Source organism: Aurantibacter sp., from assembly GCF_042094015.1.
Taxonomy (GTDB): domain Bacteria; phylum Bacteroidota; class Bacteroidia; order Flavobacteriales; family Flavobacteriaceae; genus Aurantibacter.
This window is the reverse complement of the sequence record NZ_JBELDZ010000005.1, coordinates 19,219-34,219: the sequence shown is the minus strand read 5'-3', so window position 1 is coordinate 34,219 and position 15,001 is coordinate 19,219. Positions and strand designations below refer to the sequence as shown.

The window sequence follows — 15,001 nt, the reverse complement described above, 5'->3', positions numbered from 1 at the left end:
AGTTCCTCTATCTATTGATAAAAGTGTGTCCATAGGGTTGAAGAGTTGATTATTATCTACTAAAGATTTGATGCTTTCGCTACTTGGATCATCGTTAAAATCGCCCATAACAACAATCTTAGCGTCGTTATTTTTAAGTCTAATACCAGTAATAACTTCTGCTACTTTATTCGAAGCAATCATACGTTTTTTAGATGTTTCATTATTTCCATCACGTCTAGATGGCCAATGATTAACAATAACATCTATTTTTTCTCCTAAAAAAGTACCGTAAATATGTAAAACATCTCTGGTGTAATCTACATCTCCATCCTCATCATGTAAAAGAATACTATGAACTTTAGAATTTAAAACAGAGAATCTTTTTGTATCATAAATAAAGGCAACATCAATGCCTCTTTCGTCTTTAGAGTTGTAATGCACAAAACTATAATTACAATCTTTTAAATTTTCGTGTTTAATTAAATCTTTAAGTACAGCTTCATTCTCAACTTCTGCTAAACCAATCAATGCAGGATACATTTTTGTTTCTTTTAAGCCTATTTTAGAAATTGCAAAACTTATTTTGTTGATTTTATTTTTGTAACGTTTTAAAGTCCATCGTTTTTCAGATGTTTCAGTAAAATCGCCATCATGTCTGTGTTCTTCATTATAAATATCAAAAAGGTTTTCGATATTATAAAATGCGAAACAATGCTTGTTTTTTTTAGTGTTGAAGAGATTAAATATCAAAAGTTATTTTTTTTAGAAGGTTTAAAAATACAAAATAATAGTTGGCTGTAATTATGTAACTTTGTAGTAATAGAAAATTTATGTTAGAAAAGAAAGATATTACTTTAGAACGTTGTGTTTTAATAGGTGTTATAACACAAGATCAAAATGAAATTCAGTCTACAGAATATTTAGATGAATTAGAGTTTTTGACATATACTGCTGGTGGAGAAGCGGTAAAGCGTTTTACTCAAAAAATGGAAATGCCTAATCCTAAAACCTTTTTAGGAACTGGTAAAATGGAAGATGTGCGTAAATTTATTGAAGAGAATGATATTGGTACTGCTATTTTTGATGATGAATTATCCGCTTCTCAGCAGCGTAATATTGGAGAAATTCTATTGTGTAAAGTTTTAGATAGAACAAATCTAATTTTAGACATTTTTGCACAACGTGCACAAACTAGTTATGCCCGTACCCAAGTTGAGTTGGCGCAATGTGAATATTTATTACCACGATTACGAGGAATGTGGACGCATTTAGAACGCCAAAAAGGTGGAATAGGAATGCGCGGACCTGGAGAAACAGAAATTGAAACAGATAGACGTATTGTTAGAGATAAGATTACGTTGTTAAAAAACAAAATAAAAATTATAGATAAACAGCAAGCTGTACAGCGAGGAAATCGTGGTAAAATGGTTAGAGTTGCTTTAGTTGGTTATACTAATGTTGGGAAATCTACTTTAATGAATACGGTAAGTAAAAGTAAAGTATTTGCAGAAAACAAGCTTTTTGCCACTTTAGATACTACAGTTAGAAAAGTGGTTATCCAAAATTTACCATTCTTATTAAGCGATACGGTTGGGTTTATTAGAAAGTTACCAACACAATTAGTAGATAGTTTTAAGAGTACTTTAGATGAGGTTAGAGAAGCCGATTTATTATTACATGTGGTAGATATTTCTCATCCAAATTTTGAAGATCATATAAATTCTGTAAATAAGATTTTAGGGGAAATTAAAGGTGCAGACAAACCAACTATTATGGTTTTTAATAAGATTGACGCCTATAAAGCAGAACCTTTTGACGAAACCGATTTAATAGCTGTTAGAACTGGAGTGCATTACTCTTTAGAAGAATGGAAAAAAACGTGGATGAATAAAGTAGGGAATAACGCGTTGTTTATTTCTGCTTTAAGTAAAGAAAACTTAGAAGATTTTAAGAAACGAGTTTACAATGAGGTAAGAGAAATTCACGTTACCCGTTTTCCATATAATCACTTTCTATATCCAGATTACGATTATGCTAATATGAACTCTGAAGAAGAGTAATAGCTATTTTAAAATAGAGCATAAAAAATGCGCTTCAAAACTGAAGCACATTTTTTTTATATAACTAATGTTGTTATTAAAACTTGTAGTTAAATCCTAAACCAAAAGCTTCTCTAATTTGAAAACCATTACGGTTTGCGTTATCATCATAGATTGCTTGAAAAGTTAAATTTGTAGATATGTATTTGTTAATACTCATTACTATGTTAGCTGTATAATCTACATCTACATTTTGTGGATCTTCTAAGTAATTTGAGTATAACCCTAAGATATTTTCAAAAGAAATGTTCTCCATTAAATTGAACTTATAATATCCTCTAACAGAAGCTCCTAATTCAAAACGTGTTGTTTTGTTTGCTTCAACACCAAAATAAGTTACTTCGTTAAAAGCATCTATTGCAGCTTGGTTATCTCCAACGTCTGTATATTCATCATGAACTACAATAAGTTTAGCAGCAGCAGGAGACATATTAACGTTCAAGTTGTCAGATTTTTTCCATAATATACCAGGTCCAAATTGGAAATATGCTGGAGAAAAGAAATGAGTAGAACCATCTTCAGCACGATCCATTTGTGTTCTAGCATTTAAATATGCAGAGTAAAACCAGAAACCTTTAGCTTTTTTACCAGCAACAGAGTTTAATTCTAAACGATCGTTATTTTTAGTAAATTTATCTGCCCCATCATTTTTATTTACACCATAATCTGCAATTAATTTGTTATCCCAAATGTAATCACCTTTTACATAGTTCATATCGTAGTTAATCAATATGTTACCTGTCATATTACCAACACCACCATAAGTCCATTCGTTGTTAAACGCTGATTGGTTAAATGTAAGTGCTAAATTTCCGCCTCTTGTCCAACCTTGTTTTGTTGAGTCTTGAACTGTTTCCTGTGCATTCATTGAAGCTGCTCCAATAAGTAATGCAAAAATAAAAGTAATTTTTTTCATCATTGTTAATTTTGAGAGCGCGAAAATAGTTTAAATGATGAATGAAAAGGTGATTTTTTTGTTTTATTTCAAATAAATCCGACTAAAGTTATTTTTTATCCGATGAAATACGCTTATAAAGCGGTACAGCAGAGCAAGCTTCTCCAAACATAATAGATTTTGCTATAGGTTGAAGTAAGTTTGTAGCCATAATGTAAGCACTTGTAGGTACAGGTTTTTTAGCGCAACCCTTAATAATTATAGGTTTGTCTTTATAAGCTGTAATGTCTAAATTATTTAACTTACTTTGATATAAATTAGTTTCTAAGTCTATAAGCGTACCAAAAACAACCTTTTTAGCAAAAGGTTGTAAAGCTGATGTAATTAACATAAATGCCCAATCTGCAATTATAGCATCGTTAGAACAATATATGGCTACATATTGGTTTTTATATTGTTCCCAATTATGAGTTTTAACTTGCGCTCTGAAACCTTTTTCACGAAGAATAAATTCGTGTTCTAACCAGTCTTTTAAATCAATAGTAGTTCTTGCACCTTCTTGGTAATAATCTTCTAAATCAAAAACTTCAAGAATACTATTTGTAACACGATTTATAATTTCTTCTGCCATAGATGAGGTAATATATTATAAACACTAAATTTTAAAGCATTCCAAGCTCTAATTTAGCTTCTTCACTCATTAAATCTTGGGTCCAAGGTGGATCAAAAGTAATTTCTACTTCAGCGTCATTTACATCTTTTATAGACTTTACTTTTTCTTCTACTTCTTTTGGAAGTGTTTCTGCTACAGGACAATTTGGTGTTGTTAACGTCATTAAGATTTTAACATCGTAATCTTCGTTTACAAAAACATCATAAATTAAACCTAATTCATATATGTCAACTGGAATTTCTGGGTCGAAAATAGTTTTAATAACCTTTACAATTTTTTCACCTAATTCTGCTGTATCTATAGTTGTGTCGCTCATTATATTATTTTTTTATTTCCGTATTTATGGAAATTTATACTTAATTCACTTCAGGTTTAGTTTAGTTGTGCTTGGTATGCAATAGCATACATTTTTATTTGTTTAATCATGCTTACTAGACCATTAGCTCTTGTAGCAGATAAATGCTCTTTTAAACCAATTTCATCAATAAAATCTGTGTTAGCTTCAAGAATAGCTGTAGGACTTTGATTAGAGAACACACGAATTAAAATTGCTATAATACCTTTGGTAATTATGGCATCACTATCTGCAGTAAAAACAACATTTGAGTTTTCTATTTCTGCGTGTACCCAAACTTTACTTTGGCAGCCTTTTATTATATTCTCATCAGTCTTATATTGCTCGTTAATTAATGGAAGTGTTTTGCCCAAATCTATCATGTATTGATAGCGATCTTCCCAATCTTCAAACATTGAAAACTCGTCAATAATATCAGCTTGTATGTCTTTTATGCTTTGCATAGAGTGTTTAGTTTTGAATAAAAATAAATTCATATCACTTTTAACGTCTACAAAATTAACGATTATCGTTTTAAAACAACACTTTAAATCGATAATATAACGTTAAAAAGTTGGTTGTTTTTATTTAGAAGATTTAGTGAAACTGAATAGTTTTTCAACAATTTCAGCAATTTCTTTAGGTGGATTTCCATTATCAAAAGTTACAGTTCTATATAATTTTTTTCCAATAGCGATTTGAAAATACGCTCCAGCTGCACCATCATATTGATGTTTTTTAGAAGGTGCTTCTAATTTTGGTAAACTTGCAGCTTCAATTTTGCTTACAATTGTATTAATTTCAGTCCAATCTTCTGTAGATAAAGGATTTGAAACCTCTTTTTCTCCTCTAGACATTTGTGTAGTAACCGTTTCTGGTAAAACCGTAATACGATTGTAAGTGCCTCTAGAAATAGCAACATATTCTATTCTTGTAACATTAGATTGCTTACTGTTTTTATTTAATTCTTTTTTTTTTGTGAATTCAATTAGCTTTTCTACAAGTGCTTTTATTTCTTTTGGAGGATTACCATTATCAAAATTTAAGGTTTGATAGGATTTATCACCAATAACAATTTGTAAACCAGCAGCTGCAGCAACATCTGTTCTGTAGTTTTGAGTTGGTGGTTCTAATGTTGGAATTGTTGTTACTTCTATTTGAGAAACTAACGTATTAATTTCATTCCATTCTTCTTTTGATAAAAAGGTAGACGTTTCCTTTCCATTTCTAGTCACTTGTGTTACTACAGAATCATGAAATACAGTAATACTATTATAAAAACCTCTTGTGGATGCTATGTATTCTATTCTTGTTATTTCAGATTGCATATTACGTTCTTTAGAGGTTTTAGAATTTATTTCCGTACTTGTTGTATTACTTGCAAGTTCTTTAGAACTACCACAAGCATTTAATATTATAGTGAAAAATATAAGTGCAAATGTTTTCATAGTGTTTACGTTTTATTTGTAGCTATAATATTACAAAAAAGAAGCCAAAGTTTAACTTAGCATCATTTTAGCTTTTTTAACTCCAGTAATTAAAGCTTCTACTTCTGCTTTTGTATTATAAAACGCAAACGAAGCTCTAACGGTTCCAGGAATATTAAAATAAGTCATTATAGGCTGTGCACAATGATGACCAGTTCTTACAGCAATTCCCATTTTATCTAAAAGTGTACCAACATCATATGGATGAATTCCTTCCATATTAAATGAAATTACAGAAGTTTTATTTTTAGAGGTTCCGTAAATTTTTAGGCCTTCAATTTTTAATAATTCTTGTGTAGCATAATCTAAAAGTTCATTTTCGTAAGCTGCTATATTGTCAAATCCAATAGAATTCATATAATCTAACGCAGCTCCAAAAGCAATTCCTCCACAAATATTAGGTGTTCCAGCTTCAAATTTATGAGGTAAGCCTGCATACGTCGTTTTTTCGAAACTTACTGTTGCTATCATTTCTCCTCCACCTTGGTATGGTGGTAGTTTTTCTAACCATTCTTGTTTTCCGTATAACATTCCAACACCAGTTGGACCACAAATTTTATGTGCAGAGGTTACGTAAAAATCTACATCTAAAGCTTGTACATCTGGTTTTATATGTGGACAAGCCTGTGCGCCATCTATTAAAACTGCAGCTCCAACTTTGTGTGCTTGTTCTATAATCTTTTTAATAGGATTAATTGTTCCTAAAGCGTTAGATATATGATTTACAAAAACTAGTTTTGTTTTATTGTTTAACAATTCCACGTAAGTATGCATATCCAACTCACCTTCTGGAGTCATTGGAATTACTTTTAATAACGCACCAGTTTTTTCGCAAAGCATTTGCCATGGCACTATATTACTATGGTGTTCTAATGCCGAAACAATAATTTCGTCTCCTTTTTCTAAAAGTGAAGTAAATCCGTTAGCTACTAAATTTATACTTTCTGTAGTTCCAGAGGTTAAAATAATCTCGTAAGCTTCTTTTGCATTAAAATGTTTTTGAATGGTTAAACGAGCTTCTTCGTATTTGTCTGTTGCTTCTTGACTTAAAGAATGTACACCTCTATGAATATTAGCGTTGTAATTACTGTAATAATCCACAATAACATCTATAACTTTTTGTGGTGTTTGAGATGTTGCTGCATTGTCTAAATATACTAAAGGTTTACCATTAACCTCACGATTTAGTATAGGGAAATCTTGTCTAATTTTCTTTATATCTAGCATAATGCAAAGTTAAGGTTTGTAGTGTTAAAATTATTTTTTTTTCATTTTTTTTCATTTTTATAGAAAATGCATTTTAATAAAATGTATATTTGAAATATGTATAATAAAGAATTAACAAAAGGAACACTTAAACCAATTATTTTAAAGCTGATAAGTGAGAGCGAAAAAATGTATGGTTACGAGATTACACAAGAGGTTAAAAAATTAACATCTGGTAAGATTGATATATCTGAAGGCGCTTTATATCCAATTCTTCATAAGTTTGAAGCCAATGGCTTATTAACTACAGAAAAAGTATTTATAGGGAAACGTGTTAGGAAATATTACACCATTACTAATTCAGGTCTAGAAGAAGTTCTTAAAATGAGTGAAGAGCTAAACGATTTTATTGAAACACTGCATTTAATTTTTAACCCTAAAATAATTTTAGAATGATATTATCGGACCAGCAAATAGATTTTATAGATAAAAGTTTGAGTTTTTATGGGATAGAATCTAAATCCTTAAAAGAAGATGTTACAGATCATATTTGTACTTATATAGAATCTAGAGAAGGCCATTTTGAGGATTTATACAAAGAAGCTATTAATGAGTTTGGTGGTTATATAGCAATTAAAAATATTCAAAACGAAACAAGTTTGCAATTGTATTTTGAAAAGATTAAAACATTAAAGAAGTTAGTCTTTGTTTCTGGTTACTGCACTGCAGCTTTGTTTATAGTAAGCTATATGTTTAAGTTTGCAAGTTGGCCTTTTGCAAGTCTTCTTTTGAGTATTTCTGTTGGAAGTTTAGTATTAGTCTTTTTTCCCATATTTCTTTATTACAATCATAAAAAAACAGTTTATAAAACAACTTAGCTGTTAATTACAAATAACTCCATTTCACTTTTAATCTAAACACCTATAAATATGACTTATTTATTAAGGTTAGCATTTTTATTGCTAACAATTACCGTTACTGCTCAAACAAATATCGAACAAAAAATAGACACAATTCTATCTTCTTATCGTCTTGATAATCAGCCTGGATTATCTGTTAGAGTTGTAAAAAATAGTAAAGTAATTTACTCAAAGAGTTTTGGGGTTTCTAATTTAGACTATGGTATTAAGAACTCAGACTCAACTACATATAGTATTGCATCGATAAGTAAACAATTTACCGCATCTGCAGTTTGGTCTTTAATAGATCAAGGAAATCTAAGTTTAGAAGACGATATTCGAAAGTTTTTTCCTGAATTTCCAGATTATGGAAACGTTATTAGAATAAAACATCTTTTAAATCATACTAGCGGAATTAGAAGTTATCATACTTTAATGTATTTATCGGGTTTTGATTACGAATCTGTTTATTACGACAATCAAATGGTTTTTAATTTGGCTTGTAAACAACAAAATTTAAACAATTTACCCGGAGAAAAAGTGCTTTATTCTAATACGGGATATAATATTTTAGCACTAATTGTAGAAAAGGTATCGAAAACTAATTTAGATGTCTTTTTAAAGACGCATATTTTTAAACCATTAGGAATGGACAATACATTTGTTAGAGTTTCACACGGAAAAACAATAAAAAACAAAGCTATTGGTTATCAAAAAAGAAAAGACGGTTTTATATACAATGTAACCAATCAAATTAGTTACGGTGCAGGAAGTATGGGTTCTACCCTAATAGATATGACTAAATGGATTGAAGTATTAAATGGAAAAAGACCTGAGTTTATAGAATTAACAACGTTTTTAAAAACTCAAGAACTTTTACCAGATTCTTCTTTGGCTAAATATGCTCGTGGTGTTATGGTAGATACTTATAGAGGTTATAAAACTATTAGTCATAGTGGATATGGATTTGGCGGGCAAACTCAGCTTATAACAGTTCCAGAAGAGGATTTAGGCATTGTAATATTTACAAATTTACAGTCAATAAATTCTACGCCAATTTCTTATAAAATTCTAGACGAATTGTTAGCTAAAAAAGAAGTGAAAACTAGTCCAGAAATCAAATCTGTAATCAAACATAATTTAAGTCAATTTGTGGGCGATTATAAAGAAATTAATAGCGATATGACGATGTTTATTTCTATGGAGAATAATACTTTGAAAGCAAAATCAAGTTTTGGAACACAAAAAATTCCATTAACAGCTTTTAGTTCTAACCAATTTTTTAGAACCAATAATCAAAGTGTTAAATATGACTTCACAAAAACTCAAAAACAAGACTTAGTCATCTCTTTTGGAGGAACACCATTTTATTTTAAAAGAGCAAAATTAATTAAAAAAAAAGCTATAAACATAAAAGATTTTATTGGTAATTTTTATTCTAAAGAATTAGATGTGACCTATACTTTTTCTGTAAATAATGGTAAGCTGATTTTAAGTTATAAAAACAATAAAGATATTCCTTTAACAGCAGTTCAATTAAATGCTTTTGGTAATAATAATAGAACCTTATATCAATTTAATAATACAAAAACCAAGATGTATTTATCTTGCGATGGAACGGTTAGTAGTATTGAGTTTATGAAACAATAAAAAAGCAGCTATTCTAAATAGAATAGCTGCTTTTTTATTGATATTCCTAATTTATCTACAAGTCAAAACCAATATCTACGCCTAATTTTGTAGCAATTAATTTTGTAATACGTTGTTTTAATTCAGGTATTTTAACTGAGCTTAATACATTATTACTAAACGCATACATAAGTAAAGCTTTAGCTTCTTTTTCTGGGATTCCACGTTGTTTCATATAAAACAAAGCACTATCGTCTAACTGTCCAATAGTACAACCATGAGAACATTTTACATCATCTGCAAAAATCTCTAGTTGAGGTTTTGTGTTAATAGTTGCTTTGTCGCTTGTAAGTATATTATTGTTTGCCTGGAAAGCGTTTGTTTTTTGTGCGTCTTTTTCAACCAAAACCTTACCATTAAAAACACCAGTAGAACTATCGTTATAAATTCCTTTGTAATCTTGGTGACTTTCACAATTTGGCTCTATATGATGTACTAAAGTGTTATGATCTACGTGTTGTTTATCGCCAATAATAGTAATTCCTTTCATAGTAGAATCTAAATGTTCTCCATTTTGATAGAAATTAAGGTTATTACGAGTTAGTTTTCCTCCAAAAGTGAATGTATGTACAGAAGCTAAACTTTCTCGCTTTTGATTCACGTAAGTACTATCTATAAGTGATGCTTCTTGGTTATCGTTTTGTACCTTATAATAATCTATAATTGCCCGCTTATTAGCAAAAATTTCTGTAACAGAATTAGTTAAAACAGGATTGTTTGTTAAACTCTGGTGTCTTTCTATAATTTGTACGTGTGCATTTTCGTCAACAACAATAAGATTTCTTGGCTGTAACATTGTTGCAGCTTCGTTACCTGTAGAAAAATGAATAATTTGAATTGGTTTTTCAACCACTTTATTTTTTGGAATATGAATGTATGCACCTTCTTTAGAAAATGCAGTATTTAAAGCTGTTACGCTATCTTTTGGTGCAATTTTATTAAAATAATTATCTACTATTATTTTGTATTTAGGTTTGTTTAAAGCCGAAGACATTAAACAAACATCTATACCATCATGGGTTGTTTGAGATAAGTGAGATGAGTATTTTCCATCAATAAAAACTACTTTGTATGTATCTATATCATGTAAGAAATACTTTTTTACATCACTATATTCAATAGCATTTTCGTGTTTTGGGAACACACTATAATCGTGTTTTAACACACTTTTTAAAGACGTATATTTCCAGTTTTCGTCTTTTTTAGTTGGAAAACCTTTACTTTCAAATGTTTTTATAGCTTCAGTTCTAATATCGTGAATATTAGAATCTACATCGACTTGATTTTCGAATGCTAAAAATGAGGTAACTAATTTATCTTTTAAATCCATTTTTTTTAAGTCTTCAGTTTTCAGTAATCAGTCTCCAGTTTACATTACTGTAATCTGTTTTCTGTTTGTTGAAAACTTTTTATTATCGTAATTCAATCGAATTTGTTAATGCTAATTCTACTATATCCGAATAAGCACTGCTTACAATAAACCAATTACTGTAAACTAACTACGCGTTAACTTCTTCTTTAATCCAGTCGTAACCTTTTTTCTCTAATTCTAAAGCTAAAGACGCATCTCCAGATTTTACAATTTTACCATCCATTAAAACATGTACAAAATCTGGTACGATATAGTCCAATAAACGTTGGTAGTGTGTAATTACAACAACAGCATTGTCTTTACTTTTTAGTTTGTTAACTCCATTAGACACAATACGTAAAGCATCAATATCTAAGCCAGAATCTGTCTCATCAAGAATAGCTAGTTTTGGCTCTAACATTGCCATTTGAAAAATCTCGTTACGTTTTTTCTCTCCACCAGAAAATCCTTCGTTTAAAGAACGTGATAAGAATTTACGGTCAATTTCTAATAACTCTGCTTTTTCTTTAATTAGCTTTAGCATAACGTTAGCCGGCATATTTTCTAAACCTTTAGCTTTGCGCGTTTCGTTAATAGCTGTTTTTATAAAGTTAGTTACAGAAACACCAGGTATTTCTACTGGATATTGAAAAGATAAAAACACACCTTTATGAGCTCGTTCTTCTGCTGCTAATTCTTCAATATCTTCGTTATCTAAAGTAATATTACCTTCAGAAACTTCATAATCTTCCTTTCCTGCAATTATTGAAGCTAGAGTGCTTTTTCCGGCACCATTTGGCCCCATAATAGCGTGAACCTCTCCTGATTTTATCTCTAAATTAATACCTTTTAAAATAGATTTCCCATCTATATTAGCGTGTAGATTTTTAATTTTTAACATTATAATGTGTTTATTTTAAAAAGGCGTATCACCTTATTTACTAACTTTAATAATTTCGTTTTCTTCTGGGGTTAATGACTCAACACTAACAATCTCTTTAATTGTGACTATGTAATCCCAACCTTCAGTATTAGCAGCTTTAGGCTCAATTAGACCTCTAACTCTAACTTTAACCATATCTGTATTTTCTTTTTGAAATGATTTAGCTTTTTCTGCAAGTTCTTTGGTTTTTTCATTTAAAACAACACCAAAGAAACCTGTTTTTGTCTGTAATACAGCTGCTTTTTCGTAATAGATAAAATCACCTTCAATTAAGGTTAGTCCATCATTAGCAATTGTTTTTTCAATGATTTCTATAGTTTCTTCTTCTTGTTTTGATTCTTTTTTACAAGCCGAAAAGCTTAATGCAAAAACTAATAAGTATAATATATTTCTCATTTCATTAAATTTTAATTATTATTTTTATCCAACTGATCCTTCTAAACTAATCTCTAATAGTTTTTGTGCTTCTACAGCAAATTCCATAGGCAATTTGTTTAAAACTTCTTTACTAAATCCGTTTACAATCAAAGCAATAGCTTTTTCTGTATCTATTCCACGTTGGTTACAGTAAAATATTTGGTCTTCACCAATTTTACTTGTAGTTGCTTCGTGTTCTATTATTGCAGTTTTATTTTTTGCTTCTATGTATGGAAATGTATGAGCACCACAATCGTTACCCATTAACAAACTATCACATTGTGAGAAGTTTCTTGCGTTTTCTGCACGAGAACTAATTTGTACAAGTCCACGATATGAATTTTGAGATTTTCCAGCTGAAATCCCTTTAGATATAATGGTTGATTTGGTGTTTTTCCCCAAATGAATCATTTTTGTACCTGTATCAGCTTGTTGATGATTATTTGTTACTGCAATTGAATAAAACTCTCCAGTAGAATTATCACCTTTTAAAATACAGCTAGGATATTTCCATGTTACTGCAGAACCTGTTTCTACTTGTGTCCAAGATATTTTCGCGTTTTTCTCGCATAGCCCACGCTTAGTTACAAAATTGTAAACACCACCTAAACCTTCAGCATTTCCAGGATACCAGTTTTGCACTGTAGAGTATTTAATTTCTGCATCATCTAAAGCAATAAGTTCTACAACTGCTGCATGTAATTGGTTTTCATCTCTACTTGGAGCAGTGCAGCCTTCTAGGTAACTTACATAACTTCCTTCGTCTGCTATAACTAAAGTTCTTTCAAATTGACCTGTTCCTGCTTGGTTAATACGGAAATATGTAGATAATTCCATTGGGCATTTTACCCCTTTTGGAATATAACAAAACGAACCATCTGAAAACACAGCACTATTTAATGCTGAATAAAAATTGTCTTTAGTCGGGACAACGGTTCCTAAGTATTTTTTTACAAGTTCTGGATGTTCTTGGATTGCTTCAGAAATTGGCATAAATATAATACCTTTTTCTCCCAAAGTCTTTTTAAATGTAGTTGCTACAGAAACAGAATCTACTACAATATCCATTGCAATATTATTCATTTTTTTCTGCTCGTCTACAGAGATTCCAAGTTTTTTGTACATAGCCAGTAAATCTGGATCTACGTCGTCTAATGTTTTGTTTGGGTCTATAGCTTTTGGTGCAGAATAATATGCTATTTCCTGAAAATCAGGCTTCTTATATTTAACATTTGCCCATTCAGGTTCAGTCATACCTTTCCAAACCTTAAAAGCTTCTAAGCGCCAATCGGTCATCCATTGTGGCTCATCCTTTTTTTTAGAAATGGCACGTACAATATCTTCATTTAAACCTATAGGAAAAGTTTCAGATTCAATATCTGTATAAAAACCATATTCGTATTCTTTGGTTTTTAATTCTTCTCTTAAGTCATCTTCAGTATATTTACTCATCAAGTTTTATGTTGTAAAGTTGAAAATTGATTTTAAACTAATCGATTAAAATTTTTCAATATGTCTTTTAATTTTTAAAGTGAAAATGATTCTCCACAACCACAAGTTCTGTTAGCATTTGGGTTGTTAAAAACAAAACCAGTTCCATTTAATCCTCCAGAATATTCCAAAGTGGTTCCAATTAGATATAAAAAACTCTTTTTGTCTACTATTATTTTCACACCATTATCTTCAAAGACTTTGTCGTCTTCTGTCTGATTTTGATCAAAATTTAAGTCGTAAGATAATCCAGAACAACCACCACTTTTAACACCAACACGTACAAAATGTACAGAAGCATCAAAACCATCATCATTCATAAGATCAACTACTTTTTTCTTAGCAATGTCTGAAACTTTTATCATAATTTTCAATTAGAATTAATCTAAATAAAGTGCAAATATACAATATAAGTCCCTTTTTATTAAAGAACCTAACATTAAATTAGCGTATAGTGTAATAAGAGTTTTCTATTGGTTTTGAAACTGAGGATTGTTTACAAAATCTGGATCTGAAAGTGTTAATAAGAAGGCTTTTAAATTGGCTTTATCTTGAGTTGGTAATTGTACACCACCTTGATCTGCTTTTTTAATTAAAGCATCAATTGTAGGGGAATTTTGTATGCCTTCGCTATAATGATTTATAACTTCTTCTAATGTTGCAAATCTACCATCATGCATATAAGGTGCGGTGTATTCTAAATTTCGTAAAGAAGGCGACTTAAATTTTCCATTATCATTTGGGTCTCCGGTAAATCCTCCTAACCCTAAATCTGTAAATGTTGCATCTAAGCCGTTGTTGTGGAATTTATTATCTGTCCAAAGTGGATTGTTAGGGTTTCCATGACAATGAAAACAATCTCCTCTTTCTTCGTTCATAAAAACATCTAATCCATCTAATTCTTCAAGTGTTAATGTTTCTAACCCTAAACTATATCTATCAAATTTAGAATTCCCAGATATTAAAGTACGTTCAAATTGAGCAATAGCCTGTGTGATTAATGTTTTTGTTATAACCGAAGTTTTAAAAGCTTTTTGAAACAATTCTGGATATTCTGGATTATTTTGAAGGCGTTCCTCAACGATTTCCCAATTAGAGTTTCCTAGCTCATTTGCTTGAATAACTGGCTCTAGAGCTTGTTGCTCCAAACTAAATGTATGTCCATCCCAAAAGAATTTTTCATCAAAGTTCCATGCTAAGTTAAATATAGGCATTGAATGTCTTGTACCAGTTAATCCATTAATACCAGTGCTAACAATATTGTTATCTGAAAATGCGTCTTGTGGATTATGGCAAGTTGCACAAGAGACCGAGTTATCTAAAGATAATATTTTGTCAAAAAACAATTTTTCCCCAAGAGCAATACCTTCAATGGTTAGTTTATTGTTTGCAGGAATTAAAGGTGAAATTAATTTTTGTTGAAATAATTCGGGTATTTCTAATGAATAAGGTATAGGCTCATAAACATCTACTTCAGTTTCTTTATCTCCACAAGAAACCAAAAACAAAATAAGAATAAATCTATAGATTTTCAT

General features: G+C 30.3%; 17 protein-coding genes. 4 read left to right on the top strand and 13 right to left on the bottom strand.

Features of this window, described 5'->3' with window-relative positions; translation table 11 throughout:
- Positions 1–732 (bottom strand): endonuclease (locus ACFDSN_RS01605; RefSeq protein ID WP_375238073.1); only part of this gene is annotated, 732 nt, incomplete at its 3' end.
- A gap of 80 nt (positions 733–812) precedes the next feature.
- Between ACFDSN_RS01605 and hflX the strand changes: the two genes are divergently transcribed.
- Positions 813–2,042 (top strand): GTPase HflX, encoded by a 1,230-nt coding sequence (gene hflX, locus ACFDSN_RS01600; RefSeq protein WP_375238072.1) that lies wholly within the window; start codon positions 813–815, stop codon positions 2,040–2,042.
- A gap of 76 nt (positions 2,043–2,118) precedes the next feature.
- On the opposite strand, the gene ACFDSN_RS01595 is transcribed toward hflX, so the two are convergent.
- The 6 genes from ACFDSN_RS01595 to ACFDSN_RS01570 all read right to left on the bottom strand — a co-directional run bounded on the left by ACFDSN_RS01595 (position 2,119) and on the right by ACFDSN_RS01570 (position 6,697).
- Positions 2,119–2,997 (bottom strand): DUF3078 domain-containing protein, encoded by an 879-nt coding sequence (locus tag ACFDSN_RS01595; protein ID WP_375238071.1) that lies wholly within the window; start codon positions 2,995–2,997, stop codon positions 2,119–2,121.
- Positions 2,998–3,085: 88 nt separating this feature from the next.
- Positions 3,086–3,607, bottom strand: a complete 522-nt coding sequence (locus ACFDSN_RS01590; protein WP_375238070.1) for a DUF2480 family protein — start codon at positions 3,605–3,607, stop codon at positions 3,086–3,088.
- Between the two features lie 31 nt (positions 3,608–3,638).
- On the bottom strand, positions 3,639–3,965 hold the full coding sequence (locus ACFDSN_RS01585; protein ID WP_375238069.1) for an SUF system Fe-S cluster assembly protein: 327 nt from the start codon (positions 3,963–3,965) through the stop codon (positions 3,639–3,641).
- Between the two features lie 56 nt (positions 3,966–4,021).
- On the bottom strand, positions 4,022–4,447 hold the full coding sequence (locus ACFDSN_RS01580) for a SufE family protein (protein WP_375238068.1): 426 nt from the start codon (positions 4,445–4,447) through the stop codon (positions 4,022–4,024).
- 120 nt (positions 4,448–4,567) lie between these two features.
- On the bottom strand, positions 4,568–5,431 hold the full coding sequence (locus tag ACFDSN_RS01575) for a hypothetical protein (protein ID WP_375238067.1): 864 nt from the start codon (positions 5,429–5,431) through the stop codon (positions 4,568–4,570).
- Positions 5,432–5,482: 51 nt separating this feature from the next.
- Positions 5,483–6,697, bottom strand: a complete 1,215-nt coding sequence (locus tag ACFDSN_RS01570) for an aminotransferase class V-fold PLP-dependent enzyme (protein WP_375238066.1) — start codon at positions 6,695–6,697, stop codon at positions 5,483–5,485.
- A gap of 96 nt (positions 6,698–6,793) precedes the next feature.
- Between ACFDSN_RS01570 and ACFDSN_RS01565 the strand changes: the two genes are divergently transcribed.
- From ACFDSN_RS01565 to ACFDSN_RS01555, 3 genes are read left to right on the top strand one after another with little or no spacing between them, the layout of a single operon-like run.
- Positions 6,794–7,132, top strand: coding sequence for a PadR family transcriptional regulator (locus tag ACFDSN_RS01565; RefSeq protein WP_375238065.1), 339 nt, complete (start codon positions 6,794–6,796; stop codon positions 7,130–7,132).
- Positions 7,129–7,554 carry a hypothetical protein gene (locus ACFDSN_RS01560; RefSeq protein ID WP_375238064.1) on the top strand — a complete coding sequence of 142 codons (426 nt, stop codon included), beginning with the start codon at positions 7,129–7,131 and terminating at the stop codon, positions 7,552–7,554. Before ACFDSN_RS01565 ends, ACFDSN_RS01560 begins: the two co-directional genes overlap by 4 nt.
- 51 nt (positions 7,555–7,605) lie before the next feature.
- Positions 7,606–9,225 carry a serine hydrolase domain-containing protein gene (locus tag ACFDSN_RS01555; RefSeq protein WP_375238063.1) on the top strand — a complete coding sequence of 540 codons (1,620 nt, stop codon included), beginning with the start codon at positions 7,606–7,608 and terminating at the stop codon, positions 9,223–9,225.
- A 55-nt stretch (positions 9,226–9,280) separates the two neighbouring features.
- Here ACFDSN_RS01555 and sufD read toward each other — a convergent pair whose 3' ends face one another.
- The 6 genes from sufD to ACFDSN_RS01525 all read right to left on the bottom strand — a co-directional run bounded on the left by sufD (position 9,281) and on the right by ACFDSN_RS01525 (position 15,001).
- Positions 9,281–10,594 (bottom strand): Fe-S cluster assembly protein SufD, encoded by a 1,314-nt coding sequence (gene sufD / locus ACFDSN_RS01550; RefSeq protein ID WP_375238062.1) that lies wholly within the window; start codon positions 10,592–10,594, stop codon positions 9,281–9,283.
- A gap of 169 nt (positions 10,595–10,763) precedes the next feature.
- Entirely contained in the window at positions 10,764–11,516 is a 753-nt protein-coding gene (sufC, locus tag ACFDSN_RS01545; RefSeq protein ID WP_375238061.1) for a Fe-S cluster assembly ATPase SufC, read from the bottom strand.
- Between the two features lie 33 nt (positions 11,517–11,549).
- Positions 11,550–11,954: a hypothetical protein gene (locus tag ACFDSN_RS01540; protein ID WP_375238060.1), complete on the bottom strand. Its 405-nt coding sequence runs from the start codon at positions 11,952–11,954 to the stop codon at positions 11,550–11,552.
- A 24-nt stretch (positions 11,955–11,978) separates the two neighbouring features.
- Positions 11,979–13,427 (bottom strand): Fe-S cluster assembly protein SufB, encoded by a 1,449-nt coding sequence (sufB, locus tag ACFDSN_RS01535; RefSeq protein WP_375238059.1) that lies wholly within the window; start codon positions 13,425–13,427, stop codon positions 11,979–11,981.
- A gap of 74 nt (positions 13,428–13,501) precedes the next feature.
- Complete coding sequence (locus ACFDSN_RS01530) at positions 13,502–13,831, bottom strand: HesB/IscA family protein (RefSeq protein ID WP_375238058.1); 330 nt, start codon at positions 13,829–13,831, stop codon at positions 13,502–13,504.
- 105 nt (positions 13,832–13,936) lie between these two features.
- Positions 13,937–15,001: a cytochrome-c peroxidase gene (locus tag ACFDSN_RS01525; protein WP_375238057.1), complete on the bottom strand. Its 1,065-nt coding sequence runs from the start codon at positions 14,999–15,001 to the stop codon at positions 13,937–13,939.

Excerpts from the sequence above, each read along its gene's own strand:
- hflX (WP_375238072.1), top strand. The coding sequence starts at position 813 with ATGTTAGAAAAGAAAGATATTACTTTAGAACGTTGTGTTTTAATAGGT.
- ACFDSN_RS01595 (WP_375238071.1), bottom strand. The coding sequence starts at position 2,997 with ATGAAAAAAATTACTTTTATTTTTGCATTACTTATTGGAGCAGCTTCA.
- ACFDSN_RS01590 (WP_375238070.1), bottom strand. The coding sequence starts at position 3,607 with ATGGCAGAAGAAATTATAAATCGTGTTACAAATAGTATTCTTGAAGTT.
- ACFDSN_RS01585 (WP_375238069.1), bottom strand. The coding sequence starts at position 3,965 with ATGAGCGACACAACTATAGATACAGCAGAATTAGGTGAAAAAATTGTA.
- ACFDSN_RS01580 (WP_375238068.1), bottom strand. The coding sequence starts at position 4,447 with ATGCAAAGCATAAAAGACATACAAGCTGATATTATTGACGAGTTTTCA.
- ACFDSN_RS01575 (WP_375238067.1), bottom strand. The coding sequence starts at position 5,431 with ATGAAAACATTTGCACTTATATTTTTCACTATAATATTAAATGCTTGT.
- ACFDSN_RS01570 (WP_375238066.1), bottom strand. The coding sequence starts at position 6,697 with ATGCTAGATATAAAGAAAATTAGACAAGATTTCCCTATACTAAATCGT.
- ACFDSN_RS01565 (WP_375238065.1), top strand. The coding sequence starts at position 6,794 with ATGTATAATAAAGAATTAACAAAAGGAACACTTAAACCAATTATTTTA.
- ACFDSN_RS01560 (WP_375238064.1), top strand. The coding sequence starts at position 7,129 with ATGATATTATCGGACCAGCAAATAGATTTTATAGATAAAAGTTTGAGT.
- ACFDSN_RS01555 (WP_375238063.1), top strand. The coding sequence starts at position 7,606 with ATGACTTATTTATTAAGGTTAGCATTTTTATTGCTAACAATTACCGTT.
- sufD (WP_375238062.1), bottom strand. The coding sequence starts at position 10,594 with ATGGATTTAAAAGATAAATTAGTTACCTCATTTTTAGCATTCGAAAAT.
- sufC (WP_375238061.1), bottom strand. The coding sequence starts at position 11,516 with ATGTTAAAAATTAAAAATCTACACGCTAATATAGATGGGAAATCTATT.
- ACFDSN_RS01540 (WP_375238060.1), bottom strand. The coding sequence starts at position 11,954 with ATGAGAAATATATTATACTTATTAGTTTTTGCATTAAGCTTTTCGGCT.
- sufB (WP_375238059.1), bottom strand. The coding sequence starts at position 13,427 with ATGAGTAAATATACTGAAGATGACTTAAGAGAAGAATTAAAAACCAAA.
- ACFDSN_RS01530 (WP_375238058.1), bottom strand. The coding sequence starts at position 13,831 with ATGATAAAAGTTTCAGACATTGCTAAGAAAAAAGTAGTTGATCTTATG.
- ACFDSN_RS01525 (WP_375238057.1), bottom strand. The coding sequence starts at position 15,001 with ATGAAAATCTATAGATTTATTCTTATTTTGTTTTTGGTTTCTTGTGGA.